Origin of the sequence: Paenibacillus ginsengarvi (genome assembly GCF_003626695.1) — a bacterium.
GTDB lineage: Bacteria > Bacillota > Bacilli > Paenibacillales > NBRC-103111 > Paenibacillus_AB > Paenibacillus_AB ginsengarvi.
In genome coordinates, this window is record NZ_RBAH01000016.1 from 1 (window position 1) to 23,170 (window position 23,170).

Sequence of the window (23,170 nt, forward strand, 5' to 3'; positions counted from 1 at the left end):
GTGGTCCGTCTGTAACACGGGTTCGTGACACCAAGAAAGTACGACCTACCTTCGCCAGCCCAGTACCAGTATGGACAATATTTTCATTCATCAGTGGTGCCGCAAAGCAGCATGTTTGTCTGTAACGATAAGTAGCGCCATTCTGACTTAGTAATCGATTACCAATTTTTCTCGAGAGATAATAAAAGGGGATGTTTATACGATGTGGAACAAAACAATGCGTACAGTCGCAACGCTCGGCATGCTTGGAACGATCTTATCTGCTTGCGGAAATGCCGGCACACCGGAAACAGGCGGCGCGGGAACGCCGGCTGCTCCAAAACCGAGTGAACCTCCCGCGCCGGTGAAGCTGACTTTGCTGCTGGACAGCGCAACGCTTTCGAAGGACGAATTCGACAACCTGATCGTCGCGCCGATCAAAGCCAAATACCCGCACATTTCGATGGAAATGGTCACCAACACCAACAAGGATAAGGATGCAGGCGTACAGGACTTTATTTCCTCCGGTCAATTTCCAGACCTGGTTTTCAGCACCTACCCCCGCATAACCAATTACCGGGAGCTGAAAGCAGTTGAAGACATAACGCCCTATGTGACCAAACGTAGTATCGATCTGAAAAAATTCGACCCTGCCGCTCTTCAGACGGCGCAAGTATACTCCGGCGACGGCAAGCTGTACGCGCTGCCCTTCTCGCTGAACTTTACAGCCACCTTCTACAACAAAGACTTGTTCGACAAATTCGGAGTGCCTTATCCGAAAGACGGCTGGACCTGGGACGACGCGCTGGACACAACGAAAAAGCTCACCCGCACCCTCGAAGGCACCGAGTACAAAGGGGCGTTTGTGCAAGGAATCGGCGATGTGTCCACGCAGTTAAGCTTGTCGCGCATCGATCCGAAAACAGGCAAAGCCAATCTGGTCGCCCAGGATCAATGGAAGCGGTTGTTCGATATGTACAAAGCGATTACCGATATCCCGGGAAATAAAGACGCCTTAGCAGGAACAACACTAAACGACGGGTTTCTGAAAAACCAGACGGTTGCCATGGCGATCAGCTATGATGCGCGCATTGCCGCCCTGGAAAAACTGTACGGGACACCGCAAAACTTCAACTGGGATCTGACCCAATTCCCAAGCTTCAAAGAAAAGCCGAATACAACGGTCGCCTCGTCCGGCCACTTCTTGATGTTGTCGTCGCTCGGCAAGCATAAGGAAGATGCGTTCAGCGTCATTGAGCTGCTTGGCTCGGCCGATATCCAGAAGATGATTACCGACTATGGGCGTTACACCGCGCTTGCCGATCAGTCGATTAAAGAAATGTATGGCCGCAACATCAAATCGCTGCAAGGCAAAAACACGAAAGCGGTCTTCAAAAGCCAATTTGCTCCGCCAGTACCGCCGCATAAAAATGCCGATCTTGTCTTTACGCATATCAATCAGGCGTTGACGAGGGTAATCAACGGAGAAATCGACGTGAATACAGCCATTCGGGAAGCAGAGGAAGCGGCAAACAAAGAAATTGCGGCAAAAGGAAACTGATTCGCAGGCGATGCCCGTTTAGCGGCATGTATAGCTGATTCTACAACAAACAGGAGGCCCGGCTGGTTACCGGACCTCCTGCTGCTTTTCTCTCTATACGCCTATTTGGCTTCAAGCGCCGAACGAATCGTCCTTCTGGAACAGCATCAGCGGCATTTTGAATACGTAGGCGACTACGATAAAGATGCCGATAATCATGCCGATCAGCACGAGCACACTGCTGAGCGAGAGCGCCCCGATGCCGGTAATGACGTTCGCAATGTTGCAGCCCGGCGCGATCCGCGAGGATACGCCCATTAGCAGCCCGCCGAAGATGGCGGCGGGCAGTCGCGACTTCCGCGGCAGACGCAGCTTGAAGCTTCCGCTCATCAGCGCGGCGGACAGCGACCCGATAACGAGAAAGATAACGAGCGTTTCTTCCGGACCGAGTCCGACCCTCGGAAAATCGGCAAACAGGGCGTTCAGGTACGTGTTGTTGTATACGATATCGTCGCCGAACAGCTGCGCCACCGCTACCGCGCCGATGCGCGTTTCCGGTCCCGTTATGCCGACATTGGACATAAGCGCGAACTGTACGGTTGCAACAACGCCGATCAGAAAAGCAACGAGACGAATATCCCAGTGCGACTGCTTGAACGGGTTGCGCTCCCAATCCGTTAAAGATTCCTTGATCCCTTGGACGAATCCGCGAAAACCGAAACGTGCTATCGAGATCGCGATCATAACGACGACAATGACCAGCGGAATCGCGTATACCGGCAGCGGCAAATTGTACAGGGTATATCCGGATTCGGCGATCGTGAGCGGATTCAGCACATCGCGTCCCCACGGATCGTATACGAGGGCGAACAGCAAGTTGCCGACAATCGCGCAGACGAGCACGATCCAGAACTGCACGTATCCCATCCCGCAGCGGTACAGCGTACCGGAGCCGCAGCCGCCGGCGATCGTCATGCCGATACCGAACAAAATGCCGCCGAGCAAATTACCGCCGCTGACCGGCACGGTCCATAAATCCGGGATGCCCCTCGCGCCGATCGTCAGCACGAGCGCCCAGCCGAGCAGAGCGGTACCGATCAGCACGAGCACGCCGTTCAAGATGCGCGTATCGCGCACGCTGATCCAGTCGCGGATCGAAGCGACGAAGCAGAAGTCGGCCTTTTGCAATAAAAAGCCGTACGCAAAGCCGAAAAAGGCGGCCAGCAAAAAAACGTCCCATGTGTATGCCATTTCCGTAAGTCAACCACCTTTAAGTCGGCAAAATTACGCCTTCTTCACAAAAATATGATACTCTCCGCCTTTTTTGGCGACGCCGAGAAACTCCCCGATTTTGTTCATTTTCACCGCAGCCGGAATCGTTTTGGTAGCGATGCTGTGATCCGTCACTTCGACTACAATCTCGCCGGATTTGGCTTTTTTCAGTCCGTCCAGCGCCAGGTTCAGCGTATGCGGGCACACTTCGCCGACGGCGTCTACGATATGGTCCGGTTTCAGGGCAAGCAGTTCTTTTTCGCTCAAGCTCATGTGGAATCGCTCCTTTAGGTTGGATAGTTATGAATAATACGTTCTACGCTGCTCAGGGCTTGACGGCGAGTCCGTAGCTTTCGATCGGCTCGGCGGGACCGCCGGCCACTTCGCCACCTTCCGCCACCCAGCTCAGCATACCGCCGAGAAAGTTGTGAACGTTCGCGAATCCGTTGTTCTGAAAATATTTGGCGACCTCGAGGCTTCTTCGGCCGCTACGGCATACGAATACGTACTCGCGCTGCGGATCGAGCTTCTCCGGCCAGTCGATAATATCGCCCATCGGAATAAGCGGGAGCCCGCCGATATGCGCTTCCTCGTACTCCTCCGGCTCGCGGACGTCAATGACGATCGCCGCCCGCTCCCCGTCGCTTATTACGTCCTTCAGCTCCTGCCAATCCAGATGGGAGACTCCCTCTATATGCGTTGCCATCGTGCGTGCCTCCTTTTGCCTACTTTATTTCACAAGCGGTGCGTCGTCCGCGTTGGCCCATTCGGCCATCGAGCCTTCATAAGGACGAACGTCCTTGAATCCGAGCAGCCTCAAAGTGAAGTAGGTGTGGGCTCCGCGAATGTTCGTCTGGCAGTACGGGATAACCGTCTTATCCTTGTCCGTAATGCCGGCTTTCGTATAAAGCGCCGTCAAATCTTTGTAGCTTTTGAATTTCGGCACGCCGTCCGCCGGCGCCTGATCGATCGCATCGCTCCACTCCGTATTGATCGCTCCGTTTACGTGGCCGCCGTTTTTGTTGCCGCGCAAATCTTCACCGGTATATTCTTTGGCCGAGCGGGTATCGACTAAGGTGCACTGAGCCAGATTGGCCGAGAGCAGCTGTGCCTTCGTCGTAATCAGCTTGTCGTTCGGCTGCGCCGAAAAGTTGCCTTTCGCCGGAGCCGGCACATCGGTCGACAGTTCTTTGCCGGCCGTTGTCCAGGCGAGTACGCCGCCGTTCAACACCTTCACTTTATCCTTCAAGCCGTAATATTCCAGGCCGTAAAAGATGCGGGTCGCCGAGTTGCCGGCTCCGCCTTCGTCGTAGACGACAACGGTCGAATCGCTGTTGATGCCGGCCTTCTGAAACAGCTCGGTAAACGCGTCTTTGCCGATAATCGTATTGTTTTTGGAATCTTTCAGCAGACCGGCGTTTACGGCAACGGCACCGGGAATATGTCCCTGCTCGTAGCCTTTCGAACGAGCGTCGATAATTTTCAGATTGGCGTCCTTGGCATGATCCTGAACCCACTTTACATCTGCGAGCAGTTGCGCGTTCGGATATGTATCCGTCGCCTTCGCTTCCTGTGCCGGTTTATTGCCGCCGGCTCCTCCTGCGGCGTTCGTGGCGCTATCCGGTTTGCTGCTGCACGCGGCCGTAATCCCCGCGAGTACGACTAAGGAAAGAATAGCTAGCTTGCTTCTCATAGACCGATGGCTCCCCTCTATCACATCTGCATCTTGCTAATAGTTTGATTTCTCCTGTATAATACATCTATCCCTAGTGATTTACAAGGATTAATTTTCAATGAACTGATCAACTACAATGGGACGTGAAATCGATGAGAATCGGGAAGTGCGCGGTGACCGTCAGCGTCGTGATCGCCATGCTGCTCGGCGGATGCGCGATGGAAACGAAGGAACAGGCGCAGGCAAGACTTGGGGGCGGAACGGGGAAAACGGGCGAAGCCGCAGCGGCTCCGCAAAGCGAGGCCGGCAAGCTGACGGCCGTTCAATTTTATGTGCCGAGCGAGAAAGAAAACAACTTGTCCGTCATCGACATCCCGACCGGCAAAGTCGTCGGCACGGTCAAGCTGTCCGAAGCGCCGTCGACGGTCGTATTCGCCAGCACGATGCGGGAAGCGTACGTGGCCAACATGAACAGCAGCACCGTCTCGGTGATCAATACGCAAACGCTGAAGGTCGAGAAAGAAATTCCCGTAGGACCGATGCCGCACGGCATGGTGCTCTCGCCCGACAACAAGACGCTGTATGTCGCGGCCGTAGCCGACCAGTTCGTTTATCTGGTCGATACGAAGGAGCGCAAGGAAGCCGGCACGATCGACCTCGGCACCGGCGCGAAAACGAATTATATGAGCTTGTTCGGCGAAAAGTTATATATAAGCGATCATGAGAACAACAAAGTATATGTTGTGAACGTGAAAACGAAGGCTACCGTGTTGACGATTCCGACGGGTAAAACGCCGCGCGCGGTCAAGGTTAGCGATGACGGCAAAAAGCTGTTCGTCCCAACCGCCGGCGAAGGCGCTCTGGAAGTCTACAACACCGATACAGGCAAGCTTGAGACGAAAATAGCCGTCGCCGCCGGCGCTACCGACGTCGTCATAGCCGATGACGGCAAAAGCGCGATCGTCACTTCCATGGAAGGTAACGCGGCAACGTTCGTCGATCTGGCCGCCGCCAAAGCGACGGAGACGATCACGGGACTGCCGGGAGCCAGACACATCGCCTACAATCGCCAGCAAACGAAAGCGTACGTAACACTCAGCGGATCGGACGAGGTCGCCGTTATCGACATAGCCACCCGCAAACCTGCAGAACGCATCAAGGTAGGAGCCACGCCGCACGGCATCCAGATCAAGGCGCTGCCCGGCATCGGCGGAAGCTGCTGACGAAGCGATCTTTGGACCCAAGAGATGTCCTAGCGGGACAATTTCATACAGGAAACCGAACCAGCCGTCAAACTCCATGCTAATGGGTTTGGCGGCTTGTTTGTCGTACCTTCGCTTTCCTCCGCAAGCGCTCCCGCTGCGAATAAAATTAGGAATTTTAGGTAACCTTACACAATATTATCGTCCGATGAACTTTATTCCGTCGCTGAAGCGGGGAGGCTGTATGGACAAATCCAAAATGACGATCGGCGTTATGCAAACGATCATGATTATGATGCTGTACAACGGTCTTATCAGTCACGTTATCATCAATCCGATGGTACTTGACGCATCGGGCCGGGACGCTTGGATATCCGCTCTCGTCACAGCGGTTCTATTTCTCCCTTGGAGTCTCATTCTTATATACATTATGCGAAAGTCCGCTGGAGAGAAGCTACAGCCCTGGCTCGCGCGGCGGACGACGGCCTGGCTGTCGTGGGTTATGCTGGTTCCGGTAGCGGTACAGCTTTATCTAATCGGCGGCTTGACGATCTTGCATACGTCGATATGGACGGTTTCCAACTATTTGCCCGCAACGCCCCAATATGTGCTTATTATTGCCCTGGTGATCGTATGCCACTATGCAGCCTGTCACGGCATTCGCACAATCGCCATAGGCGCGGGGATATTGCTGCCGACGGTCGTCCTTCTCGGCTACTTTGTCTCGATCTCGAACATGTCGGAGAAAGACTGGCTTATGCTCAAGCCCTTCATGGAGAACGGTCCGGAACCGGTACTGAACGGCATGATTTTTTGCGGCGGCGCCTTCGTGGAATTGTCCATTCTGCTGCTGTTCCAGCACAGGCTGCGTGTGAAGATGAAAGCCTGGCATATGCTTATCCTGGCCGGCATTATCGTGTATATTACGCTCGGCCCGATGGTCGGCGCGATTACGGAATTCGGGCCGAAGGAGGCCGCGAAGCAAATGGTATCCCCTTATGAGCAGTGGCGCCTCGTCAAGCTGGGCAACTATATCGAGCATGTCGACTTCCTCTCCGTGTACCAGTGGCTGGCCGGGGCAAGTATCCGGATCGGCTTGTCCCAATTTTTGCTTGCCGATATGTTCCCGTTTAAAAAACCGAAGTCCCGGCGCTGGCTGATTACCGGCATTTCCTTGAGCTACATCGTCTTGGCGATCATCGGCTCCCATATGAATACGTTCTACCTGGGCATCTACGAATCGTATATGCAGCTTTCATTAGTGTTGACTCTGATTCTCACGTCCATATGGGCCGTCATCGCCTGGCGCTCCAAATCGGCAAAGGAGGAACCGGCATGAAACATCACAAACCCGAAGTTACGGTTTGGAACGAATCCAAAATTCGCGAATTGTTCGCGAGCTCCTCCGACGTACAGTTGGATGTAGTCCGTTTTCATGAGCGGGACCTTGCGTCCGCCGTTATGCTCATCTATTCGGACGGACTGAGTGACACGCCGATGATCAGCAAGACGATTTTGCCGGAGCTGAACCGGATTTATCAGCAGACCGGCTTCGACCAGGTGCTCAAGGGTGTTTCTGTCGGCGTGCTGCCGCTGCTGCCGCTCGGGGGGAGTGCCGCCAAAACGGACATCGTCGATGCCGTATTCGAAGGGGATCTGGTGCTGCTGTTTCTGAAGACGAACATGCTGTTCAAGATCAGCATATGCAACCGTCCAGATCGCCAGCCAGAGGAGTCGAGCACCGAAATCTCGATCAAAGGTCCGAAGGACGGTTTTGTTGAAAATATCGCCATTAACGTGGCCTTGATCCGGAAACGGATCCGCTCCACTTCCCTGTGTTATGAAACGACGGTGCTTGGCGCAAGAACCCGGACGAAGGTCGGTCTGCTATATTTTGAAGACATCATCCAACCGGAAATCTTGGCCGAAGTGCGAAAAAGACTGGCTAAAATCGATGTCGACGGCGTTTATTCGATCGGTCAACTCGAAGAAGCGCTCGCCGACGTCAAATATCCGCTGTTTCCGCTGCTGGACATAACCGGCCGCCCGGATTATGCCGTAAGCAGCCTGCTTGCCGGCCGATTCGTCGTCATCGTCGACGGCAATCCGCTCGTGCTGATCGGTCCGGCCAGCCTCGGCCTTATTCTGAAATCGCCGGAGGACATCCACTTCAATTTCCAATACGTTACGTTTACGCGTCTCATCCGGCTGTTCAGCTTCGTGGCGGCGGTAATGCTTCCCGGGCTTTGGGTTGCTTTGTCCGCCTTCCATCAGGACCAGATTCCGTTCCGCCTGATGGCTACGATCTCGGTCGCACGAATGGGCCTTCCGCTATCGGCGCAGATGGAAATGTTCCTGCTGCTCGTGCTGCTGGAAATATTCCGTGAAGCAGGGGTACGCCTGCCGAGTTCGATCGGTCAGACGCTCACCGTTATCGGCGGTCTTGTTATCGGCGACGCCGCCATCCGTGCCGGGCTCGTCTCTCCTTCCGTCGTCGTTGTCGGAGCGATAACGGCCGTTATGGGCGTTACCCTTGTCAATCAGTCGCTCAGTACCGTCGTCAGCGTCATTCGGTTCGGCGTCTTTTTGGCTTCGTCGATCATCGGGATGTATGGGCTTATATTAAGTTCGTTTTTGCTGCTGTTCTATATGTCCAAGCTGCGGTCGTTCGGGGTCCCATACCTCTCGCCGTTATCTCCGCCGATTTTCGGAGATATGCTCAAAGGGTATATGCGCCTTCCCTGGATCCTGATGAAAAATCGGCCGAAGGTACTTAACCCGATCGATCCGGATCATAAGGAGGATCGCGACTCCGAATGAAAATCAGGCGCGCCGTGGCGCTATCCCTCTGTCTTCTCCTGCTCACGACGGGCTGCTGGAACTCCAAAGACATCCAGAATATGGCTTATGTGACCGCGCTCGGGTTCGATTACGAGGACGGCAAAATTGTAACGTACGTTCAAGTGCTCAACTTCATGAATATCGCCAAAGGCGAAGCGATGGAGATCGGCAGGATCGTGCCAAACTGGATCGGCAAAGGGGAAGGAAGATCGGTCACCGAATCACTGAACTCGATCTACACCACCTCCCAGCTGCGCATCTTCTGGGGGCATATCAAAGCGATCGTCATGACCGAGAAATATATGCAGGACGACGACCGCATCAAGGAAACCTACGATTTTATAAACCGTTACCGTGAAATCCGCTATAACATTTTGCTTTATGGTACGAAAGAGTCGGTGCGGGACCTGTTCGCGATGAAGTCGCTGCTCAATATGTCCCCGATCGAATCGGCGATGGACACGCCTTCGCAGATGTATTCCCAGCGATCGTTCATTTTGCCGGTATACGGCTTCAAAATATTGGCCCAATTTAACGAACCCGCCGAATATGCCATGCTGCCATCCCTGTCCATCGACTCGAAATCCTGGACCGAGGACAAGAAGAATAAGCCGCTTTTTAAAATTGACGGGGCTTACTTCTTTAACGATTATAAACTGGCAGGCTGGCTCACCGAGGACGATCTGGAGGGTGCCCGGTGGCTGCAAAAAAAATTGGAGCGTTCGGCCATCCATGTCCCGGGCAAGCGCAATATCGACGCGGCCTTAGTGCTGATTAAGCCGAAGCCTTCGGTCCACCACATCGTCCAGGACGGCAAAGCGCGTTTCAGAATCAAGCTGACGATCCAAGGTTATGTAGACGAGCTTGTCGACAATATATCGAAAAAAGAAATTGAAGATCATGCTGCAAAGGTGCTTCAGACGGAAATGCGCCATACGTTTCAGAAGGGGCTGGATATCAAAGCCGACGTGCTGCAGCTTGGCGAAGTGTTGTACCGGGAAAATCCGAAGCTATGGAAAAGCCTCAGCGAAGGCGGCCAGTTTATTTTGAACGAGGATTCGCTCGACAGCGTCGATGTAAGAGTCAATCTTCAGCATAGCGGCAAATACAAGCTGCGAGTCAACTAAGCCCGAGACTGCTCAGCCAAGCAGCCTGCGGGCTTATCTCGCGTTTCGTACGGTTATCATTTATGATTCGGCGCTCAGTATGGTAAACTAAGGGTAATTACGCATATACACCGGGAGAAATCGGCATATGATCGAATCGCTTCGTATATTCCTGACCTTATCGGACGCCGTCATCATTACGGATTCCAATCACTGTATCGTCGATGTCAATCCGGCCTACGAGAGCATTACAGGCTACAAAAGAGAGATGATTATCGGCGCAAAAGCCAGCATCGTGAAAACCCAGCATACAAGCGACGCGACGTACAAGAGCATGTATGCGGCGCTGAATCAAGGCGAGAGCTGGTCCGGCATTTTTATTAATAAGAAGGCTGGCGGCAACCTGTGGCACTCTTCCATATCGATTACCCCCTATGTTATAAACGAAGAGATTTTTTACATCGGCATTTTCCGCGAACTGGAGCATCTGGAGGAAGGTATCTACATAGCGGAAGAGAGGAAAAACAACATTCAGGGCGTTCTCTTGAAGGTGCTGGCCATTTCCTGCGAAATACGCGATCCGGCGACCGAGGACCATCTGACGAGAGTGCGCGACTATACCGAACGATTGGTATACCGGCATAACAAACGGATGAAGCTGCGGCTGCCAGGCAAATATATGCAAAGCGTCGTAAACGCCAGCATTATGCACGATATCGGGAAATCCGGCGTTCCGGAAGGCATTTTGTACAAGCCTGGACCGCTTACCAGCTATGAGCGTCTCATCGTAGAGATGCACCCGCTCATCGGCGTCGATATTTTGGAGAAAATCAACAGCGAGCTGCAGGACAGCTTCTTCAAGGAGCATCTGAGCGTCGCCAGGAACATCATTAAGCATCACCACGAAAAATGGGACGGAACCGGCTATCCGTCGAAGCTGGAAGGAACGGCTATTCCGCTGGAAGCCCGAATCGTCAGCGTAGTTGACGTGTATGACGCCCTGTCGTCGCGCAGGCCGTATAAGGAAACGTGGTCGAAGGAGAAAGCGCTCGACTTTTTGCGTGAGAATCGGGGTACGCTGTTCGATCCGGACATCGTCGATTCGTTCCTGTCTTTGTACGAAACGGAATATACGCATGACGGTCCGGAACATATGCGGACAGCTGCCGCCCACGAACCGGAACCAGAGCCGACGCCTTCAAGCCGGGAACAATCGCAGGCTCCCGAAACCAAGCTGTGCTCGCTATGCAAGGAGCAGAAACCTCTGTCCGAATTTTTGCGCCGCCGAGGCAGACGTTCGGGCAAATCTACGCGCCGCGGCACCTGCCGGAATTGCCGGCAAACCAACAAGGAGAAGGAACCGGCGGAGGAGCATGAAGAACGGAATGAACCGGGCAGCGAAGCGACAAAAAACGCTGCCGCGGTTCAGGGCGATTTCTTCGAGCATCAGCCGGCGATCTTTCCGAAGCAGCGACTGAATCTCCCTCTGCCGGAGCTGCCGCCGAGACCGAAAGGTCCGGACGCCTCCGTGCTGCGGCCAACCGGCGAGGGCATCATCCTCATGCGCGGCAAAACGGATAAAGGGCGGCGCTGGCATCAGGAAACCGATCTGGAGACGGCGATTACGCTGGTGAAGGAGCATGCCGCCGTCGTCGTCAACCCGCATACGATCCGGCGCGTTTACAGCAACAAATCGTTCCGCGACTATATTTTGAAGCGCGACAACAATCTTTGCCATTTCTGCGGCGAGTACGGCGATACGATCGACCATCTGCTCCCCCGCGCCAAAGGCGGTCATACGACGCCGGCCAATTGCGTTTGCGCGTGCAACGTGTGCAATCAGAGCAAAGCCGCCCGAAGCCTCGACGAATTTGTCGGCGAAGCGAGGACGGAAGCGGTTGCGAACGAAGAGACCTCAGTAATCCATTAATATAACTAGAAACCGCCCGCTGCCTGGGAAGCCCGGCAGCGGGCGGTTTCTTTTTTTGTGCGATGGCTCAGCGGCTCTGGCATGCGACAATATTGATTTAACCGGGGTCGTTTGGAACGATCCGCCCGGTTTTGTGCTCCCTCGGACGTTCGGGGACATTGCGGCCCCAGTCCATCCGGACGAGATCTTCTTCGAAGCGGAACGTTGCCGTCAGCCGGAAAGGCGTCTCGACGACGCACACATTCACCGAGAGCAGGTCCGGCGCTTCCCATCCGCAGCTCGCAGCAACCGGCTGAAGCTTCCCTTCGAACACCGCTTCCGAGTAAACCCACTCCCCTTTGCCGCAGCGGATCGCGTGTTTCTTTTTTGACATTTGAACCTCGATCCTAATCTCATTCCGTTCAAATTGAAACTGGATCGACTGAATACCATCGTCGTCCGAGGCGAACGTATACCGTTTATTGTTCAACGCCGATTCCCGTACGGAATCGGTAACCGGATAAAAAGGCTGTACATTCTGCGAGCCCAGACGTTTAAGAAGCATGTCATACGACTCCTCCTTGACAGACGGAAGCTCACGTTCGCCTTCGCCGCCAAGGCCCGTCAGCAAATGCTCCCAGACCGCGTTCAGCACCGCCTGCATCCGGCTCGTCGCGGCCGTCATCGCGATGACGGCATCTTGCTGAGGCAGAACAATGCAAAACTGTCCGAACATGCCGTCTCCGCGAAACGCTCCGTGGCGGCATTGCCAAAACTGATAGCCGTAGCCCTGAGTCCAATCGATGCCGATGCCGCCATCGTTTGCCATCATCATCTTCGAGGTGGCGGCTTCCACCCATGCCTCCGGAACGAGCTGCCGCCCGTTCCAATTGCCTTTTCGCAAGAGCAGCTCACCGAACTTGGCGATCGATTCGGATATGAGACTGAGCCCCCATCCCCCTTTCGATATGCCCCGCGGACATGTTTCCCATGCTGCCTCCACGATCCCGAGCGGCTCAAACAACCGTGGACGCAAGTAATCAAGCATCGATTCGCCAGTCACCTTTTGCACGATGGCGGACAGCATATAGGACGCTCCGTTGTTATACACGAAATGCGTTCCGGGCTCGTAATCGACGGGAGCGTGCAGGAAGCCTTTTACCCAGTGTTTCGGCTCGTGTCGGCGAGCCCATTCCATCGCGCATTTGGCATGCCCGGTGCTCATCGTCAGCAGATGCCTCACTTCCATCGCCGCCAAATAATCCGTCGGTCGCTCGGGCGCTTCTTCGGGAAAAAACGATGCTACCTTGTCGTGCACATCCAATAGTCCTTCCGCAGCGGCTATGCCGACGGCCGTCGACGTGAAGCTTTTGCTCAGTGAAAACAACGTATGCGGATAATCCGCCGAATAGGGCGCCCACCAGCCTTCAGCCGCCACTTTGCCGTGGCGAAGCAGCATGAAGCTGTGCAGCTCCAGTCCCTGCTCGCTGAGCGCATCCAAGAAAGCGTCGACCGCCTGCGGCGGAATCAAGCGCTCTTCCTTTCCACCGCGCGGCAGTAATGTAACAGAAGTCATAAACTACCTTCCTCTCTATTGACAGCTATTCCCGGTACACGATCCGAAACGATCGTTCCGGATACTTATGGGCGAACGCCTCCAGCTTTTGGACGAGAAGCTGCAGTTCGCTCCCTGCCTCCTCGTCCATGCTGCCTCGGCCGAGCACTTGCACGCGACGCGAAGACTGCCGCGACTGCGCGGCCGCTTCCTTCAGAAAGTCGTCGATATCGCCGGAAAAATAGCAATTGGCAAACCGGAACCGTTCCTTCCAGTTTCGGCTTCCCGTTTCGGGCTCCTCCTCTTTGCTCCGCCACACCATCGTCTGCATTTCCCATGCGCAAAACTTGTTTCCATCCGGGTCGTAAAAATAAAAGCCGATGCCGCAGCCGTTATTATCCCGCAGTTCCTCCACATGAACGCCCTTCCTCTCCAGGCTGCGGTGAAGCTCGGCGGCATCATCCACCTCGAACGAAATCATCGGCATCGTAAAGCCGGGTCCCGACCAGACGTCGGTTTGAAACGTCATTCGGGATGGTTCCGCCACTCGCAAAATATACAGCTCCATTCCGTTCGCGAGTTTGATCGAGCCCCCATTCGTTTCCCGTTTGACCGGTTTCGAGCTTGTCTTGAGGCCGAAGTTAGTTTCGAACCACTTGATCGTCGCATAAGGGTCGACAGCCGGCACATATATGCAGTTGACTTGTTTGAGCAGGGGTGCGGACGGGACCGCCACCTCTTCCTTGACTTCGACTTTCGATTCGCTACCCATAACTTGCTGAACCATTTCCATCTCTCCTTTATCGCTGTATTCCTTAACAAGACGGAAGAAACGCAAAAATCCGGTCAGCCGGTTTGCTGCCTGAGTACAAAAAAATGTCCGTCCGGATCCGCAAAACGGCAGCGGATGTGATCCGCCTCCGTTACAATCCCGTCAACCTGCACGCCGCCTGCTCGCAGCCGGGCAGCGATCGTGATCAGATCATCCACCTCGAATGCGAGCAGCTCGAAAGGTTTGACCGGAAGCGGCTGAGCCGGGCTCCAGCGCAGCAAATACAATTCCATTCGCGAGCCGACGGACAGCGAGATGCCGCTTGCCCTTTCTTCCGGCGGCCGTCCCGCCTCAAGCCCGAAATGCTCCTGGTACCATAAGGCCGACCGGTACGGATCGCGTACTGGCAAATAAAAGCAATTCAGCCGCTGCAACAGCAGCATAATGACACGTTGGCGGAAGTCGTCGCCGAGCCGCTGTACGGACAAATAAGCATCGGCCGCCGGCCGCAGCATTTCCCGGAGCAGGCGTTTGGCCCGCCGCAGTCTGCTCTCGGTGGCGCTGACGCTTTGGCCGAGCAGCTTCGCGATCCGGGGCGCCGGCAGACCTGCGATCAGATGAAGCATCGCCGTTTCCCTGTACAGCTCCGGCAATTCGCCGAAAGCTTCCCGCACATGCTCCCGCAGCTCGTTCGCTTCCGCCCGATCCTCGGTAGTGAACGGATCGATCCGCTCGGCCGCCAGTTGCGGACCGGGAATTTCCCGCCCGATTTTCCGCTGGAAATCTTGCGCTGTTCGGAGGGCGATCGCATACAGCCAACTGCCGAACTTATCCTTCTCCTTGAGCTCGGATAAACGAAAATACGCCTTGATTAAAGCTTCTTGGGCGATATCCTGGGCGTAGTGAAAGTCTCCGGTCATTCGATAGCCAAGTGCATACAACACGTTCATATAGATTCCGATCAGCTCGGAATAAGCTGATTTATCTCCTTTCAGCACCCGTTCGACCAATAATCCGTCCGTATCGGCATGAGTCAAGGAATCACACCCTTCCAAAGATTCGTATCCATATATTCCCTCTGAACCGGCTTCATTCCTCCCCGCCTTTCGGTATGCATCGCAAAATTGCGTAATTGCCAAGAGCCGCCTTGCTGCCAAGGCGGCTACCATATCTGATAGTAGCAATGTCATACCGTGCGGACCGTTAGTCGTCTTCCTCGTCGCGATCCTTTTTGCCGTGCCCTTTTTTATCGTCTTTTGGCTTTCCCTTGTCCGTTTTCTTCTCGTCAGCCTTTTTGGCTTTGCCGGGAGGCTGCTGCTTGTTCCCGTTCTCTTTACTGCCGGGGGAAGCGCCCCAGCCTCCGCTGTTCCGGTTATCCGCAGGAGGCAGCTGCTTGAACGAGCCGGCGGCAACGTCCTTCAGAGCCAGTCCCATCATTTCCTTGAAAACGAGCGCCGGAGTGTATCCTCCCGAAGTGGACAGCGTGTGGTTTCGGTCGGTATGGTCGTATCCGATCCAAACCGCGCCTACCAGCTCCGGCGTATAACCGACGAACCATGCGTCCTTGGAACCTTCTACTCCGGCAAATTCCGCCGTTTCCGGCAATTGGGTCGTTCCCGTCTTGCCTGCGACAGGACGGTTCATGGCCGCGTTCGATCCGGTCCCTTCCCGGACGACATCCTGCAACAGTCCCGTCACCGTATAGGCGCCCGCAGCCGACATCGCTTGGATGGGAACCGGCTGAGCCTCCGCCAATACACTCCCTGAAGCTGTCGTTAATTTCACGATCGTATGCGCCGGCATCATAACGCCGAGATTCGGGAACATTCCGTACGCCTGAGCCATTTGCAGCGGAGACACGCCATCCTGCAAACCACCGAGCGCCACGGCCAAATTGTCGTCGCCTTTGGCAAACGGAATGCCCAGCTTGGAAGCAAACGACTTGCCGGTCTGCAGCCCGATTTCATGCAGAAGCCAAACGGCCGGTATATTCCACGAGCGGATCACCGCCTCGCGCAGCGTCACTTCTCCCCGGGTCCGTTTGTCCCAGTCCGCCGGCTTATATCCGTTAATATCAAGCGGCCCGTCATACAGTCTGGAGGCGGGCCCGTAGCCCATCTCGATGGCAGGCGCGTAAACGACGAGCGGCTTGAAGGACGAGCCGGGCTGGCGTTTCAACTGAGTCGCATGATTGAAGCCGCGATACACATGTTCCCCGCGACCGCCTACAATCCCCCGCACTCCGCCCGTATACGGATCGAGAATAACCGCCCCGCTCTGCATAAGCTGATCTGCCTCGCTTCTCGGAAATAAAGCGTCGTTCCGGTAAGTCGTCTCCATAGCGTTTTGAACGTCCGAGTCGAGTTCGGTATAGATGCGTAAACCGCCGGCAAGCAGTTGACGTTCCGTTAGACCGTACGTCTCGATCGCTTCTTCGATCACCTGGTCGAGATAGTAGCCGTATTGACCGCGCAATCCCCCGGCGTCATAGCCCGCTGCGGGAAGCGGCTCCGCGATTGCGGCTTTATAGTCCGTGTCGGAAATATACTGCTCTCCGAGCATCAGCTCCAGCACGAGATTACGCCGCTCAAGCGCCTTTTCCTTGTTTTTGAACGGAGAATAATGGCTCGGCGCTTTCGGGAGAGCGGCCAGCATGGCGCTTTCGGCGAGCGTTAGCTGCTCGACGTCTTTGCCGAAATACGTTTTCGCGGCCTGCTGAATCCCCCACTGCCCTTCGCCGAAATAAATTTGATTCAAATACGTTTCCAGAATGCGGTTTTTATCGTACGTCTGCTCGATTTTGAACGCGTAAGCGGCTTCGTTCAGCTTGCGGGACAGCGTCTGCTCGTTCGATAAAAATACATTTTTGGCCAGCTGCTGCGTGATCGTGCTGCCTCCCTGCGATACACCGCCATCGGTCACATTGCGATATAGGGCCCGTAAAATGCCGATTGTATCGACGCCGGAATGATCGTAGAACCTCCGGTCCTCCACAACTACGACCGCTTGGCGCATCTGCAGCGGAATTCGCTCGAGCGGGACGGGAACGATCTTCGAAGAAGACAGCTCGGATACGACGTTGCCGTTTCGGTCCATGAGTTGTGTCGGACCCAGCAGCGGATTCGCCAGCTTTCCGATATCGAGAGAGCGCACCCATAAGGCCAGCGCGGCGAACGCCAGCAAGGCCGCGGCAACAGCCGCGATCAGTACGACACCTGCGGCACGAAGCCAGGGCTTCCGGCGGCTTGTTTTCTTTGTTGCGGTACTTGCTGGATTGCGGACTTTTGGGATCGGCCGCTGTTGTTTCATCATTTCGTTTCTCCCCTTGTTCGTTTCTCTCTGGGCTGCCTTGATCATAATGATTCGTACGCCCGTCTTGAAGTAAGGGGATTGCGACGCGCCAAAACGAAAAAACGTCCCGGGAAAGGACGTTTTGATCGTAACCCAGCCTAATTTTCTACAAAAGCCATAATGCGGTCTACAATGGACTCCAGCGTTTGCACCGTATCGACGACAAGCTCGTCTTCCAGCGGGCGGATAGCCAGATCGCCATAGTGCTTTTTCAGCGCCTCAAAATCGGTGATCAGCTGATTCGGCGCAGGATTCAGGCAACGGACGTTGAAGCGTTCGGCCCACAGCCGCTCATCGCTGCATATGCACAACACCGGCTTCAGCACGATCCCCCTCGCGGACAGCCAGGCAGCGAACCTCACCATGTCGTCTTCCCGGTTAAACGGAAAGTCGAGGATGAGGCGGCTTCCATTAGCCGCATTCGACTCCAATATCCGGTGCAGCATGCCGTAGGCCAATCGGTTTCGCAACTCGTGGCCTTCTACCGCGCCGGCCAGTACGTCGTATAGATCGTCTTTGCGCACGATCGGGACATCGAGCTTTATGGCGAGTTTATTCGAAACGGCTGTCTTGCCAACTCCGGGACGCCCCCTGAGCAAAATAACGGTTGACACTTCGATCCCCTCCAGACCTTCCATTCACCCTGAATAGACTGTTTGTCGCCCTGAAAAGTTCGAAACCGCAGCGTATTCCGCTTCAGGTGCCGAATCCGCGCCTTACGGCTTCGGCAACCCCGTCGCCGTAACCATCCTGCGCGATATAGCCGCCAATCGCCTTCACTCGCGCCTTCACCTCGTCTTCGGCATTGCCCGGAACCGCCGCGGCGAAGCCGAAGCCGCCGTCCAGCATGGACAAGTCGTTGCAGCTATCCCCGATGACAAGCACCTCCCCGGGTGTGATGCCGAATGCCCGGCATACCTCGTGCAGGACGGGTCCTTTGCCGATGCTTTCGTGGCGAACCGCAATACAGGCGACGTTGCGCACCGCCTGGTAAGGGAGCTGCTGCCGGACGAGCCAACCGGCGATATGCCGCCGGTGAAGTATATGCAGAAGGTTCGTCTCGACAACGCCAAACAGCTGCTGATGCAAACAACGCTATCCGTGACCGACATCGCCCTATCGGTAGGCTATCCGGACCTGTTCACCTTCACTCGGGCGTTCACCCGTCATTTCGGCCTTTCCCCGAGCAGGACGCGCAGCATCGCCGAGTAACATCTATCCTTTCATTTGACCATCTGGAAATACCACATGCCGAAGCCAAGCCGCTCGTAGAAGTCCCCGACTTCACGCCAGTTCCGGTTGGAGGAGCCGACTGTCGCCCGGTGTATCCCGTCCTCCTCGGCTTTGGCGAGCAGCGCCCTCACCAGCTCGCTGCCCAGACCTTCGCCGCGAAACGCCTTGCTTATGTACACTTCGTACAGTTCCAAATAGCGCTCGTCCATAGGAATAACCGGACTTGCTCCCCCGGTTTTGACTGTGCCGAAGGCGTAAGCGGTAATCTCCCCGTCCAGCTCGGCTACGAAGAAATAGCCGTTTATGCGGGAGGCAAGCTTCTCTTCGGTCCATTTCACGTTCTCATAACCTTTCGTAACGCCCTCTTCGGCCCATTGCTGCGACAAGCGGATCACTTGCGGAATATCATCCCGTGTACAGACACGTATCTTTTGCATAAGTAGATAACCACACTCCTTTTCCTAAATGTACCATGAATTAGGCGGAAGGAGCACAAAAAAGCCATCCGGATAAACTCTTGATGGCTTTGGGCAGTTAGTTTTGCATACATGCTATCTGCGCCACCGGGCTGATTTTAGCGGAACTGCAAGTTCCGTTATCCGCGCTTTGCGCCCGCCTGAGGTGGTTTTGCGGATGCTTTTCTTCCCTTATTCCCCTGTTCCACCCGTTCCTCCCGGGCTTGCGGCAGTCATAGCGGAACTTTTGCTTCCTTTATCACCGCCAAACAGCGGCTCCCCGCCAGCTTAGCGGAAATTACGCTTCCTCTCTCCCGCCGACAGCGGAACTTCGAGTTCCGCTATTGCCTCTCCACAGGCGCCCGGCAGCAGCCGCAAAAAAAGCGGCGAACCGCATTCGCCGTGAACACCGTCACCGCGCACGATTCGCCGTATATCGTCCTGCTTTACTCCTTGATCGTAACCGTAACCGGCGACCACTCGCCAATCACCGTTTGACCGTGAACCGATACGCTGCCGGCCGGGGTCAAGTCCTTTTCGGTCATAATGCCGAGCGCGATCGTGAACCGGTTGAACTTGATAGGAACGCCCTTCTCCCGCCGCACCTCTTCGCCGTTCACATAAAAGACGACCTCGTCCTCGCCGCGATGATACGTAATCCGGTACGTATTGAACTCACGCGGCTTGAAGTTCGTATCTTCCTTGAAAATGCAAAAATAGCGCGTCTTGTCCGACGGCGGAACCTGTACGCCCGGAAACGGCAAAACGGCATATACGCTTGCGTATTTGTCGTTGCCCGCGAAAAAGTCGAGCGCCGCACCGGTTGAGAAATCCAGCAAATTCAGCGACACGTAGCCGTCGTACAAATCGCCTGGCGCCGTGTTTTGCGAACGGGCGCGAATTTGCAGCTCGAAGCTGATCTCCCCCGCTTCCGGCACTTCAACCTGCTCGACCGAGTAATACATATGCTTGGCGTTGTCGAGGATTTGCACCTTGTCGTGACTCCGGCTGAGCGGCGCCCTGACATACAAAATGCCGTTGCGAACGATTACGACGGCGTCGGGCTCGCGGTAAGACCAGAACGTGCCGTCCTGCAGCGGGAAACCGCCGATTTTCCAAACTTCGCCTTCGGATAAAATCGTATGAAAGTCGCCGAACGTTTTTAACGTTTCCATGTTAGCCACCTCTTTAGTTGTAGATTAGTGAAGCAGTCCTTGCAGCAGCAGCGAAAGCGCCATAAGAGCGCCGCAGCGAACAGACGCCTGCAGCGAAGCCCCCATCAAAGGCAAATAAGCGCGCGAGTCGTTGCGTTCTCCGAGCGTACCGTAGACGCGAAACAGCTTGATCGCGGTAAACACGGCGAGCAGCGCATACCACGGCAGCACTTGCAGCACGACGCACAAAAGAAGCGATACATAAGCGAAAATCGCAAGCCAGCGGGAGAACACAAGCGCCTTCTTCTCGCCCCATACGACGACGAGCGTTCTTTTGCCGGCGGAACGGTCCGCCTGCCAATGCAAAAAATGATGGTTGAACAAAATTAGCGTCGTAAGCAAACCGATCGGCAGCGACAGCAGAAGCGGCCGGACATCGAATTGCTCCAGCTGCACATAATAGGTGCCCATAACGGGCAAAATGCCGAAGGAAAGCAAAATGGCGATTTCGCTATAGCCTTTGCCAAGATAACCGAACTTGAGCGGCGGAGCTACATAAAAATAAGCGATCAATGCTCCAAGCGCGCCAATGACAAGCGGCCACCAGCCGCTGAACAGGCTGACGGTAATGCCGCACGCCACGGCAACTGCAAACAACCCCCACGTCGCGAAGCTGAACGTCCGCTCCGACATCATGCCGCCGGCCAAAAATCCGGAGTTTGTCGATATTGCCGCCGCCGTTTCTTTCGCCGCTGAATCGACCCCGTTGCGGAAATCCCACAAATCGTTAATCATATTCGAAAACAAATGCGTACAAGCCGCGCCGAGCAGCGTTACGATAAATAACAAAGGATGAAAAACGCCTTCCCACGCATAAGCCCCGACGCCTCCCAATAAAACAGGAATAACCATAACCGGAAGCACGCGGAAGCGCGAAGCTTTCATCCACAATTTCAGCTTGTCCATATCGATGACCCTTTCTGGTAGGATGAGCGAAAAGTCCCGCATTTATTATAAATCATAATGAAGCCGAACAAGTACTATTATTTGTTGGGTTAGTTGTCATGCGCGGCCTTATTCTATGAAATTTCAAATCTATGTCATCTTTTCTGGAAAAATTCGTATACTTAGTAGTGTTCCAGATTCGTATACGCTTGCCGCCCCAAAGGAGGAAACCAGACCGTGCGTGTTATCGTCGTTCGACTTCGTCCCCGTTCCGCCCTGTATAAGCTTATTCTCCCCTCTCTCCTGTTGGCGGGCATTCTGCTTGTTTTTTTGCTGCGGCACCCTGGTGTTCCGGCAATGTCATCCGATGCTTACCGCTACGACAGATGGCTCGCCCCCGACGGCATCGTGCTGCATACGCTGCAAACGACGCCGGACCGAATCCGGCTGAAGCCGATCGATATGAACGTGACGAAGGCTCCGTATACGGGTATTAACGGGGGCTTTTTCTGGGAGGGCTCGCTGCTCAGCATTGCGGTCGAAAACGACCGGCCCCTCAAAGGCTCAAGCGGAGATTACGGCTCCGGCTGGTACAACACGGGAGTGAACGGCCATTTGAAACGAGGAACGCTCGTCTGGGACGAAGCGGCCGGACAGTTTTCGGTGCAGGTCGCTCTGGAAGCGGACGAGCTTGCCGTAACCGACAGGAATCGGTACTGGGCCCAAGGCGGAGTAAGCATGAACCTCCTGCGTGACGGGATCAGCTTTGCGGGGATGATCGCCGAGGAAATGCCCGCTTACGACGAGCCGCGAATGCGCTCCGGCCTCGTGTACGACCGGGACAACAAGCTGTATTTGATCGTAACGCCTACGCCGTGTACGGCGGAGCAGTTTCGCGCCGCCATCGTCGGCAAGCTCGGCGCCCACCGAGTCGTCGACGGCATCTTTTTGGACGGGGACGGCTCCTCGCAGCTGCAATCGAAGCAGATCAAGCTGCCCGGCGACCGCCGTCAGGTGTATCAGATGATAACCATTTCCTGACCGGCGCCCATGCAAACGGCGAGATTCCGGCTGTTCCGACGGTGTGCAGCGCCAGCCTCGTATAGATCGGGAAAGTGCCGGCATCCCCGCCGTTTTTTTGGCAAATTCAGTCCATACGGCTTCTGTGCTGCATTGACGGCTTTTCGCTTGCGGAGCTATACTGGGATGATCAGTTTACTCGTTAGCATCCTGGAGGGTACCGGAAGTGAAAGATCGCATCGTTCTGCTTCGTCTGCTCGGCGTTTCGCTGTTATGGGGCTTCAACTATGTAGCCAGCGCGTATTTGCTGAGAGATTTCTCCCCGATTATATTGTCGTACTCGCGGCTGTTCCTCACCTCGCTGCTGCTCATCGCCATCGCGCTCGCCCACGGACGGATGAGGAAGCCGAGCCGGCGCGACTGGCTGCTGCTCGCGGTCGCCGGTTTTTTCGGCACACTGCTGAATCAGTTCTTTTATTTCACCGGCTTGCAGAACTCAACGGCAGGTAATGCGGCGCTTATTATCGCGCTGTCTCCGGTTGCGACGATCTTCCTTGCCAAGCTGTTTCTGCGCGAATCGATTACAGCGTTCAAGCTGATCGGCTCGCTGATCGCCCTTGTCGGCGTAGCGATGATCGTCCTGTTCGGGGGAAAGGCGCTCGGCATTTCGCTAGGGGACGTCTACCTCCTGCTCGCGATGCTGGCGATGTCGATCAGCCTGCTGTTTATCCGGCGCCTGTCGCAAAGCATGGATTCGTACGATATTACGATACTGGCAACGGTCGTCGGCACGGTGCTGATGACGCCAGCCGCCGTTATGGAAGGCGTTCAAGGCCATATGCATGTGAGCGCCCATCTGACGATGTGGCTCGTGCTGGCAGCAGCGGCGATCTTCGGTCAGGGGCTCGCCGGGTTTTGGTGGAATCAAGGCATTTCCCGGGTCGGCGCCTCGACCAGCTCGATGTTTATGAACATCCCTCCGTTTGTTGCGATCATCGTCGCCTATTTTGTGCTCGGCGATCCGATTCAACCGGCGCAAATTGCCGGGGGCGTGTTGATCCTGTTCGGCGTTTTTCTCGCCAATGTTACTCCGGCACGGAACAAAACGAAGATGGGATCGGTCGGCGCATAAGTGAGCCGAACATCCGACGTTACAAAAGT

Annotated in this window: 22 protein-coding genes and 2 pseudogenes; 10 read left to right on the plus strand and 14 right to left on the minus strand. The window is 55.2% G+C overall.

The window, feature by feature from the left end; all coding sequences use genetic code 11:
• Nucleotides 1-202: 202 nt before the first annotated feature.
• Nucleotides 203-1,540 (plus strand): ABC transporter substrate-binding protein, encoded by a 1,338-nt coding sequence (locus tag D7M11_RS20615; RefSeq protein ID WP_120749150.1) that lies wholly within the window; start codon nt 203-205, stop codon nt 1,538-1,540.
• 111 nt (nt 1,541-1,651) lie between these two features.
• Here the strand turns inward: D7M11_RS20615 and D7M11_RS20620 are convergent, their stop codons facing one another.
• The 4 genes from D7M11_RS20620 to D7M11_RS20635 are packed head-to-tail and all read right to left on the minus strand — an operon-like array spanning nt 1,652 to nt 4,484.
• Entirely contained in the window at nt 1,652-2,770 is a 1,119-nt protein-coding gene (locus D7M11_RS20620) for a YeeE/YedE family protein (RefSeq protein ID WP_120749151.1), read from the minus strand.
• 33 nt (nt 2,771-2,803) lie between these two features.
• The gene (locus D7M11_RS20625; protein WP_120749152.1) at nt 2,804-3,064 is read right to left on the minus strand and encodes a sulfurtransferase TusA family protein; all 261 of its coding nucleotides are present in this window, start codon (nt 3,062-3,064) and stop codon (nt 2,804-2,806) included.
• Nucleotides 3,065-3,116: 52 nt separating this feature from the next.
• The gene (locus tag D7M11_RS20630; protein WP_120749153.1) at nt 3,117-3,497 is read right to left on the minus strand and encodes a rhodanese-like domain-containing protein; all 381 of its coding nucleotides are present in this window, start codon (nt 3,495-3,497) and stop codon (nt 3,117-3,119) included.
• Nucleotides 3,498-3,521: 24 nt separating this feature from the next.
• Complete coding sequence (locus D7M11_RS20635; protein ID WP_120749154.1) at nt 3,522-4,484, minus strand: sulfurtransferase; 963 nt, start codon at nt 4,482-4,484, stop codon at nt 3,522-3,524.
• Between the two features lie 134 nt (nt 4,485-4,618).
• On the opposite strand from D7M11_RS20635, the gene D7M11_RS20640 reads away from it, so the two are divergent.
• The 6 genes and pseudogenes from D7M11_RS20640 to D7M11_RS38140 form a co-directional block, all read left to right on the plus strand.
• Complete coding sequence (locus D7M11_RS20640; protein ID WP_120749155.1) at nt 4,619-5,689, plus strand: YVTN family beta-propeller repeat protein; 1,071 nt, start codon at nt 4,619-4,621, stop codon at nt 5,687-5,689.
• A gap of 223 nt (nt 5,690-5,912) precedes the next feature.
• Nucleotides 5,913-7,007, plus strand: coding sequence for an endospore germination permease (locus D7M11_RS20645; RefSeq protein WP_120749156.1), 1,095 nt, complete (start codon nt 5,913-5,915; stop codon nt 7,005-7,007).
• Nucleotides 7,004-8,488: a spore germination protein gene (locus tag D7M11_RS20650; RefSeq protein WP_120749157.1), complete on the plus strand. Its 1,485-nt coding sequence runs from the start codon at nt 7,004-7,006 to the stop codon at nt 8,486-8,488. The genes D7M11_RS20645 and D7M11_RS20650 overlap by 4 nt, the downstream gene beginning before the upstream one ends.
• A complete protein-coding gene (locus D7M11_RS20655) occupies nt 8,485-9,636 on the plus strand; it encodes a Ger(x)C family spore germination protein (protein WP_120749158.1) in 1,152 nt (383 codons plus the stop codon). The genes D7M11_RS20650 and D7M11_RS20655 overlap by 4 nt, the downstream gene beginning before the upstream one ends.
• Before the next feature lie 127 nt (nt 9,637-9,763).
• Nucleotides 9,764-10,699, plus strand: a pseudogene (locus D7M11_RS38135) (HD domain-containing phosphohydrolase); the annotation flags it as partial.
• A 471-nt stretch (nt 10,700-11,170) separates the two neighbouring features.
• Nucleotides 11,171-11,545: pseudogene (locus D7M11_RS38140) on the plus strand (HNH endonuclease); the annotation flags it as partial.
• 97 nt (nt 11,546-11,642) lie between these two features.
• Here D7M11_RS38140 and D7M11_RS20670 read toward each other — a convergent pair.
• From D7M11_RS20670 to D7M11_RS20695, 6 genes are all read right to left on the minus strand, one after another.
• A complete protein-coding gene (locus D7M11_RS20670; protein ID WP_120749159.1) occupies nt 11,643-13,100 on the minus strand; it encodes a serine hydrolase domain-containing protein in 1,458 nt (485 codons plus the stop codon).
• Between the two features lie 25 nt (nt 13,101-13,125).
• Nucleotides 13,126-13,866 carry a VOC family protein gene (locus tag D7M11_RS20675; protein WP_158606753.1) on the minus strand — a complete coding sequence of 247 codons (741 nt, stop codon included), beginning with the start codon at nt 13,864-13,866 and terminating at the stop codon, nt 13,126-13,128.
• A 59-nt stretch (nt 13,867-13,925) separates the two neighbouring features.
• Complete coding sequence (locus D7M11_RS20680; RefSeq protein ID WP_158606754.1) at nt 13,926-14,888, minus strand: sigma-70 family RNA polymerase sigma factor; 963 nt, start codon at nt 14,886-14,888, stop codon at nt 13,926-13,928.
• A gap of 166 nt (nt 14,889-15,054) precedes the next feature.
• The gene (locus D7M11_RS20685; RefSeq protein WP_240041236.1) at nt 15,055-17,163 is read right to left on the minus strand and encodes a transglycosylase domain-containing protein; all 2,109 of its coding nucleotides are present in this window, start codon (nt 17,161-17,163) and stop codon (nt 15,055-15,057) included.
• A gap of 137 nt (nt 17,164-17,300) precedes the next feature.
• Complete coding sequence (locus D7M11_RS20690) at nt 17,301-17,840, minus strand: P-loop nucleotide/nucleoside kinase family protein (RefSeq protein ID WP_120749162.1); 540 nt, start codon at nt 17,838-17,840, stop codon at nt 17,301-17,303.
• Nucleotides 17,841-17,898: 58 nt separating this feature from the next.
• Nucleotides 17,899-18,186, minus strand: coding sequence for an HAD family hydrolase (locus D7M11_RS20695; protein ID WP_158606756.1), 288 nt, complete (start codon nt 18,184-18,186; stop codon nt 17,899-17,901).
• On the opposite strand from D7M11_RS20695, the gene D7M11_RS20700 reads away from it, so the two are divergent.
• Nucleotides 18,154-18,414: a helix-turn-helix transcriptional regulator gene (locus D7M11_RS20700; RefSeq protein WP_240041237.1), complete on the plus strand. Its 261-nt coding sequence runs from the start codon at nt 18,154-18,156 to the stop codon at nt 18,412-18,414. The two genes, D7M11_RS20695 and D7M11_RS20700, sit on opposite strands and share 33 nt — an antisense overlap.
• A gap of 11 nt (nt 18,415-18,425) precedes the next feature.
• Here the strand turns inward: D7M11_RS20700 and D7M11_RS20705 are convergent, their stop codons facing one another.
• The 4 genes from D7M11_RS20705 to D7M11_RS20715 all read right to left on the minus strand — a co-directional run bounded on the left by D7M11_RS20705 (nt 18,426) and on the right by D7M11_RS20715 (nt 21,010).
• On the minus strand, nt 18,426-18,872 hold the full coding sequence (locus D7M11_RS20705; protein ID WP_120749164.1) for a GNAT family N-acetyltransferase: 447 nt from the start codon (nt 18,870-18,872) through the stop codon (nt 18,426-18,428).
• Nucleotides 18,873-19,178: 306 nt separating this feature from the next.
• Complete coding sequence (locus tag D7M11_RS36775; protein ID WP_147433469.1) at nt 19,179-19,370, minus strand: hypothetical protein; 192 nt, start codon at nt 19,368-19,370, stop codon at nt 19,179-19,181.
• Nucleotides 19,337-20,065 carry a DUF6081 family protein gene (locus D7M11_RS20710; protein ID WP_120749165.1) on the minus strand — a complete coding sequence of 243 codons (729 nt, stop codon included), beginning with the start codon at nt 20,063-20,065 and terminating at the stop codon, nt 19,337-19,339. Before D7M11_RS20710 ends, D7M11_RS36775 begins: the two co-directional genes overlap by 34 nt.
• Before the next feature lie 24 nt (nt 20,066-20,089).
• Complete coding sequence (locus tag D7M11_RS20715) at nt 20,090-21,010, minus strand: prenyltransferase (protein WP_120749166.1); 921 nt, start codon at nt 21,008-21,010, stop codon at nt 20,090-20,092.
• A 216-nt stretch (nt 21,011-21,226) separates the two neighbouring features.
• Here D7M11_RS20715 and D7M11_RS20720 point away from each other — a divergent pair, with 216 nt between their 5' ends.
• Nucleotides 21,227-22,030: a hypothetical protein gene (locus tag D7M11_RS20720; protein ID WP_120749167.1), complete on the plus strand. Its 804-nt coding sequence runs from the start codon at nt 21,227-21,229 to the stop codon at nt 22,028-22,030.
• 205 nt (nt 22,031-22,235) lie between these two features.
• Nucleotides 22,236-23,141 carry a DMT family transporter gene (locus D7M11_RS20725; protein ID WP_120749168.1) on the plus strand — a complete coding sequence of 302 codons (906 nt, stop codon included), beginning with the start codon at nt 22,236-22,238 and terminating at the stop codon, nt 23,139-23,141.
• Nucleotides 23,142-23,170: the final 29 nt, after the last annotated feature.

Bases quoted from the DNA above. Each gene is read 5' to 3' on its own strand.
- D7M11_RS20615 (WP_120749150.1), top strand. From the start codon at position 203: ATGTGGAACAAAACAATGCGTACAGTCGCAACGCTCGGCATGCTTGGA.
- D7M11_RS20620 (WP_120749151.1), bottom strand. From the start codon at position 2,770: ATGGCATACACATGGGACGTTTTTTTGCTGGCCGCCTTTTTCGGCTTT.
- D7M11_RS20625 (WP_120749152.1), bottom strand. From the start codon at position 3,064: ATGAGCTTGAGCGAAAAAGAACTGCTTGCCCTGAAACCGGACCATATC.
- D7M11_RS20630 (WP_120749153.1), bottom strand. From the start codon at position 3,497: ATGGCAACGCATATAGAGGGAGTCTCCCATCTGGATTGGCAGGAGCTG.
- D7M11_RS20635 (WP_120749154.1), bottom strand. From the start codon at position 4,484: ATGAGAAGCAAGCTAGCTATTCTTTCCTTAGTCGTACTCGCGGGGATT.
- D7M11_RS20640 (WP_120749155.1), top strand. From the start codon at position 4,619: ATGAGAATCGGGAAGTGCGCGGTGACCGTCAGCGTCGTGATCGCCATG.
- D7M11_RS20645 (WP_120749156.1), top strand. From the start codon at position 5,913: ATGGACAAATCCAAAATGACGATCGGCGTTATGCAAACGATCATGATT.
- D7M11_RS20650 (WP_120749157.1), top strand. From the start codon at position 7,004: ATGAAACATCACAAACCCGAAGTTACGGTTTGGAACGAATCCAAAATT.
- D7M11_RS20655 (WP_120749158.1), top strand. From the start codon at position 8,485: ATGAAAATCAGGCGCGCCGTGGCGCTATCCCTCTGTCTTCTCCTGCTC.
- D7M11_RS20670 (WP_120749159.1), bottom strand. From the start codon at position 13,100: ATGACTTCTGTTACATTACTGCCGCGCGGTGGAAAGGAAGAGCGCTTG.
- D7M11_RS20675 (WP_158606753.1), bottom strand. From the start codon at position 13,866: ATGGTTCAGCAAGTTATGGGTAGCGAATCGAAAGTCGAAGTCAAGGAA.
- D7M11_RS20685 (WP_240041236.1), bottom strand. From the start codon at position 17,163: ATGATGAAACAACAGCGGCCGATCCCAAAAGTCCGCAATCCAGCAAGT.
- D7M11_RS20690 (WP_120749162.1), bottom strand. From the start codon at position 17,840: ATGGAAGGTCTGGAGGGGATCGAAGTGTCAACCGTTATTTTGCTCAGG.
- D7M11_RS20705 (WP_120749164.1), bottom strand. From the start codon at position 18,872: ATGCAAAAGATACGTGTCTGTACACGGGATGATATTCCGCAAGTGATC.
- D7M11_RS20710 (WP_120749165.1), bottom strand. From the start codon at position 20,065: ATGGAAACGTTAAAAACGTTCGGCGACTTTCATACGATTTTATCCGAA.
- D7M11_RS20715 (WP_120749166.1), bottom strand. From the start codon at position 21,010: ATGGACAAGCTGAAATTGTGGATGAAAGCTTCGCGCTTCCGCGTGCTT.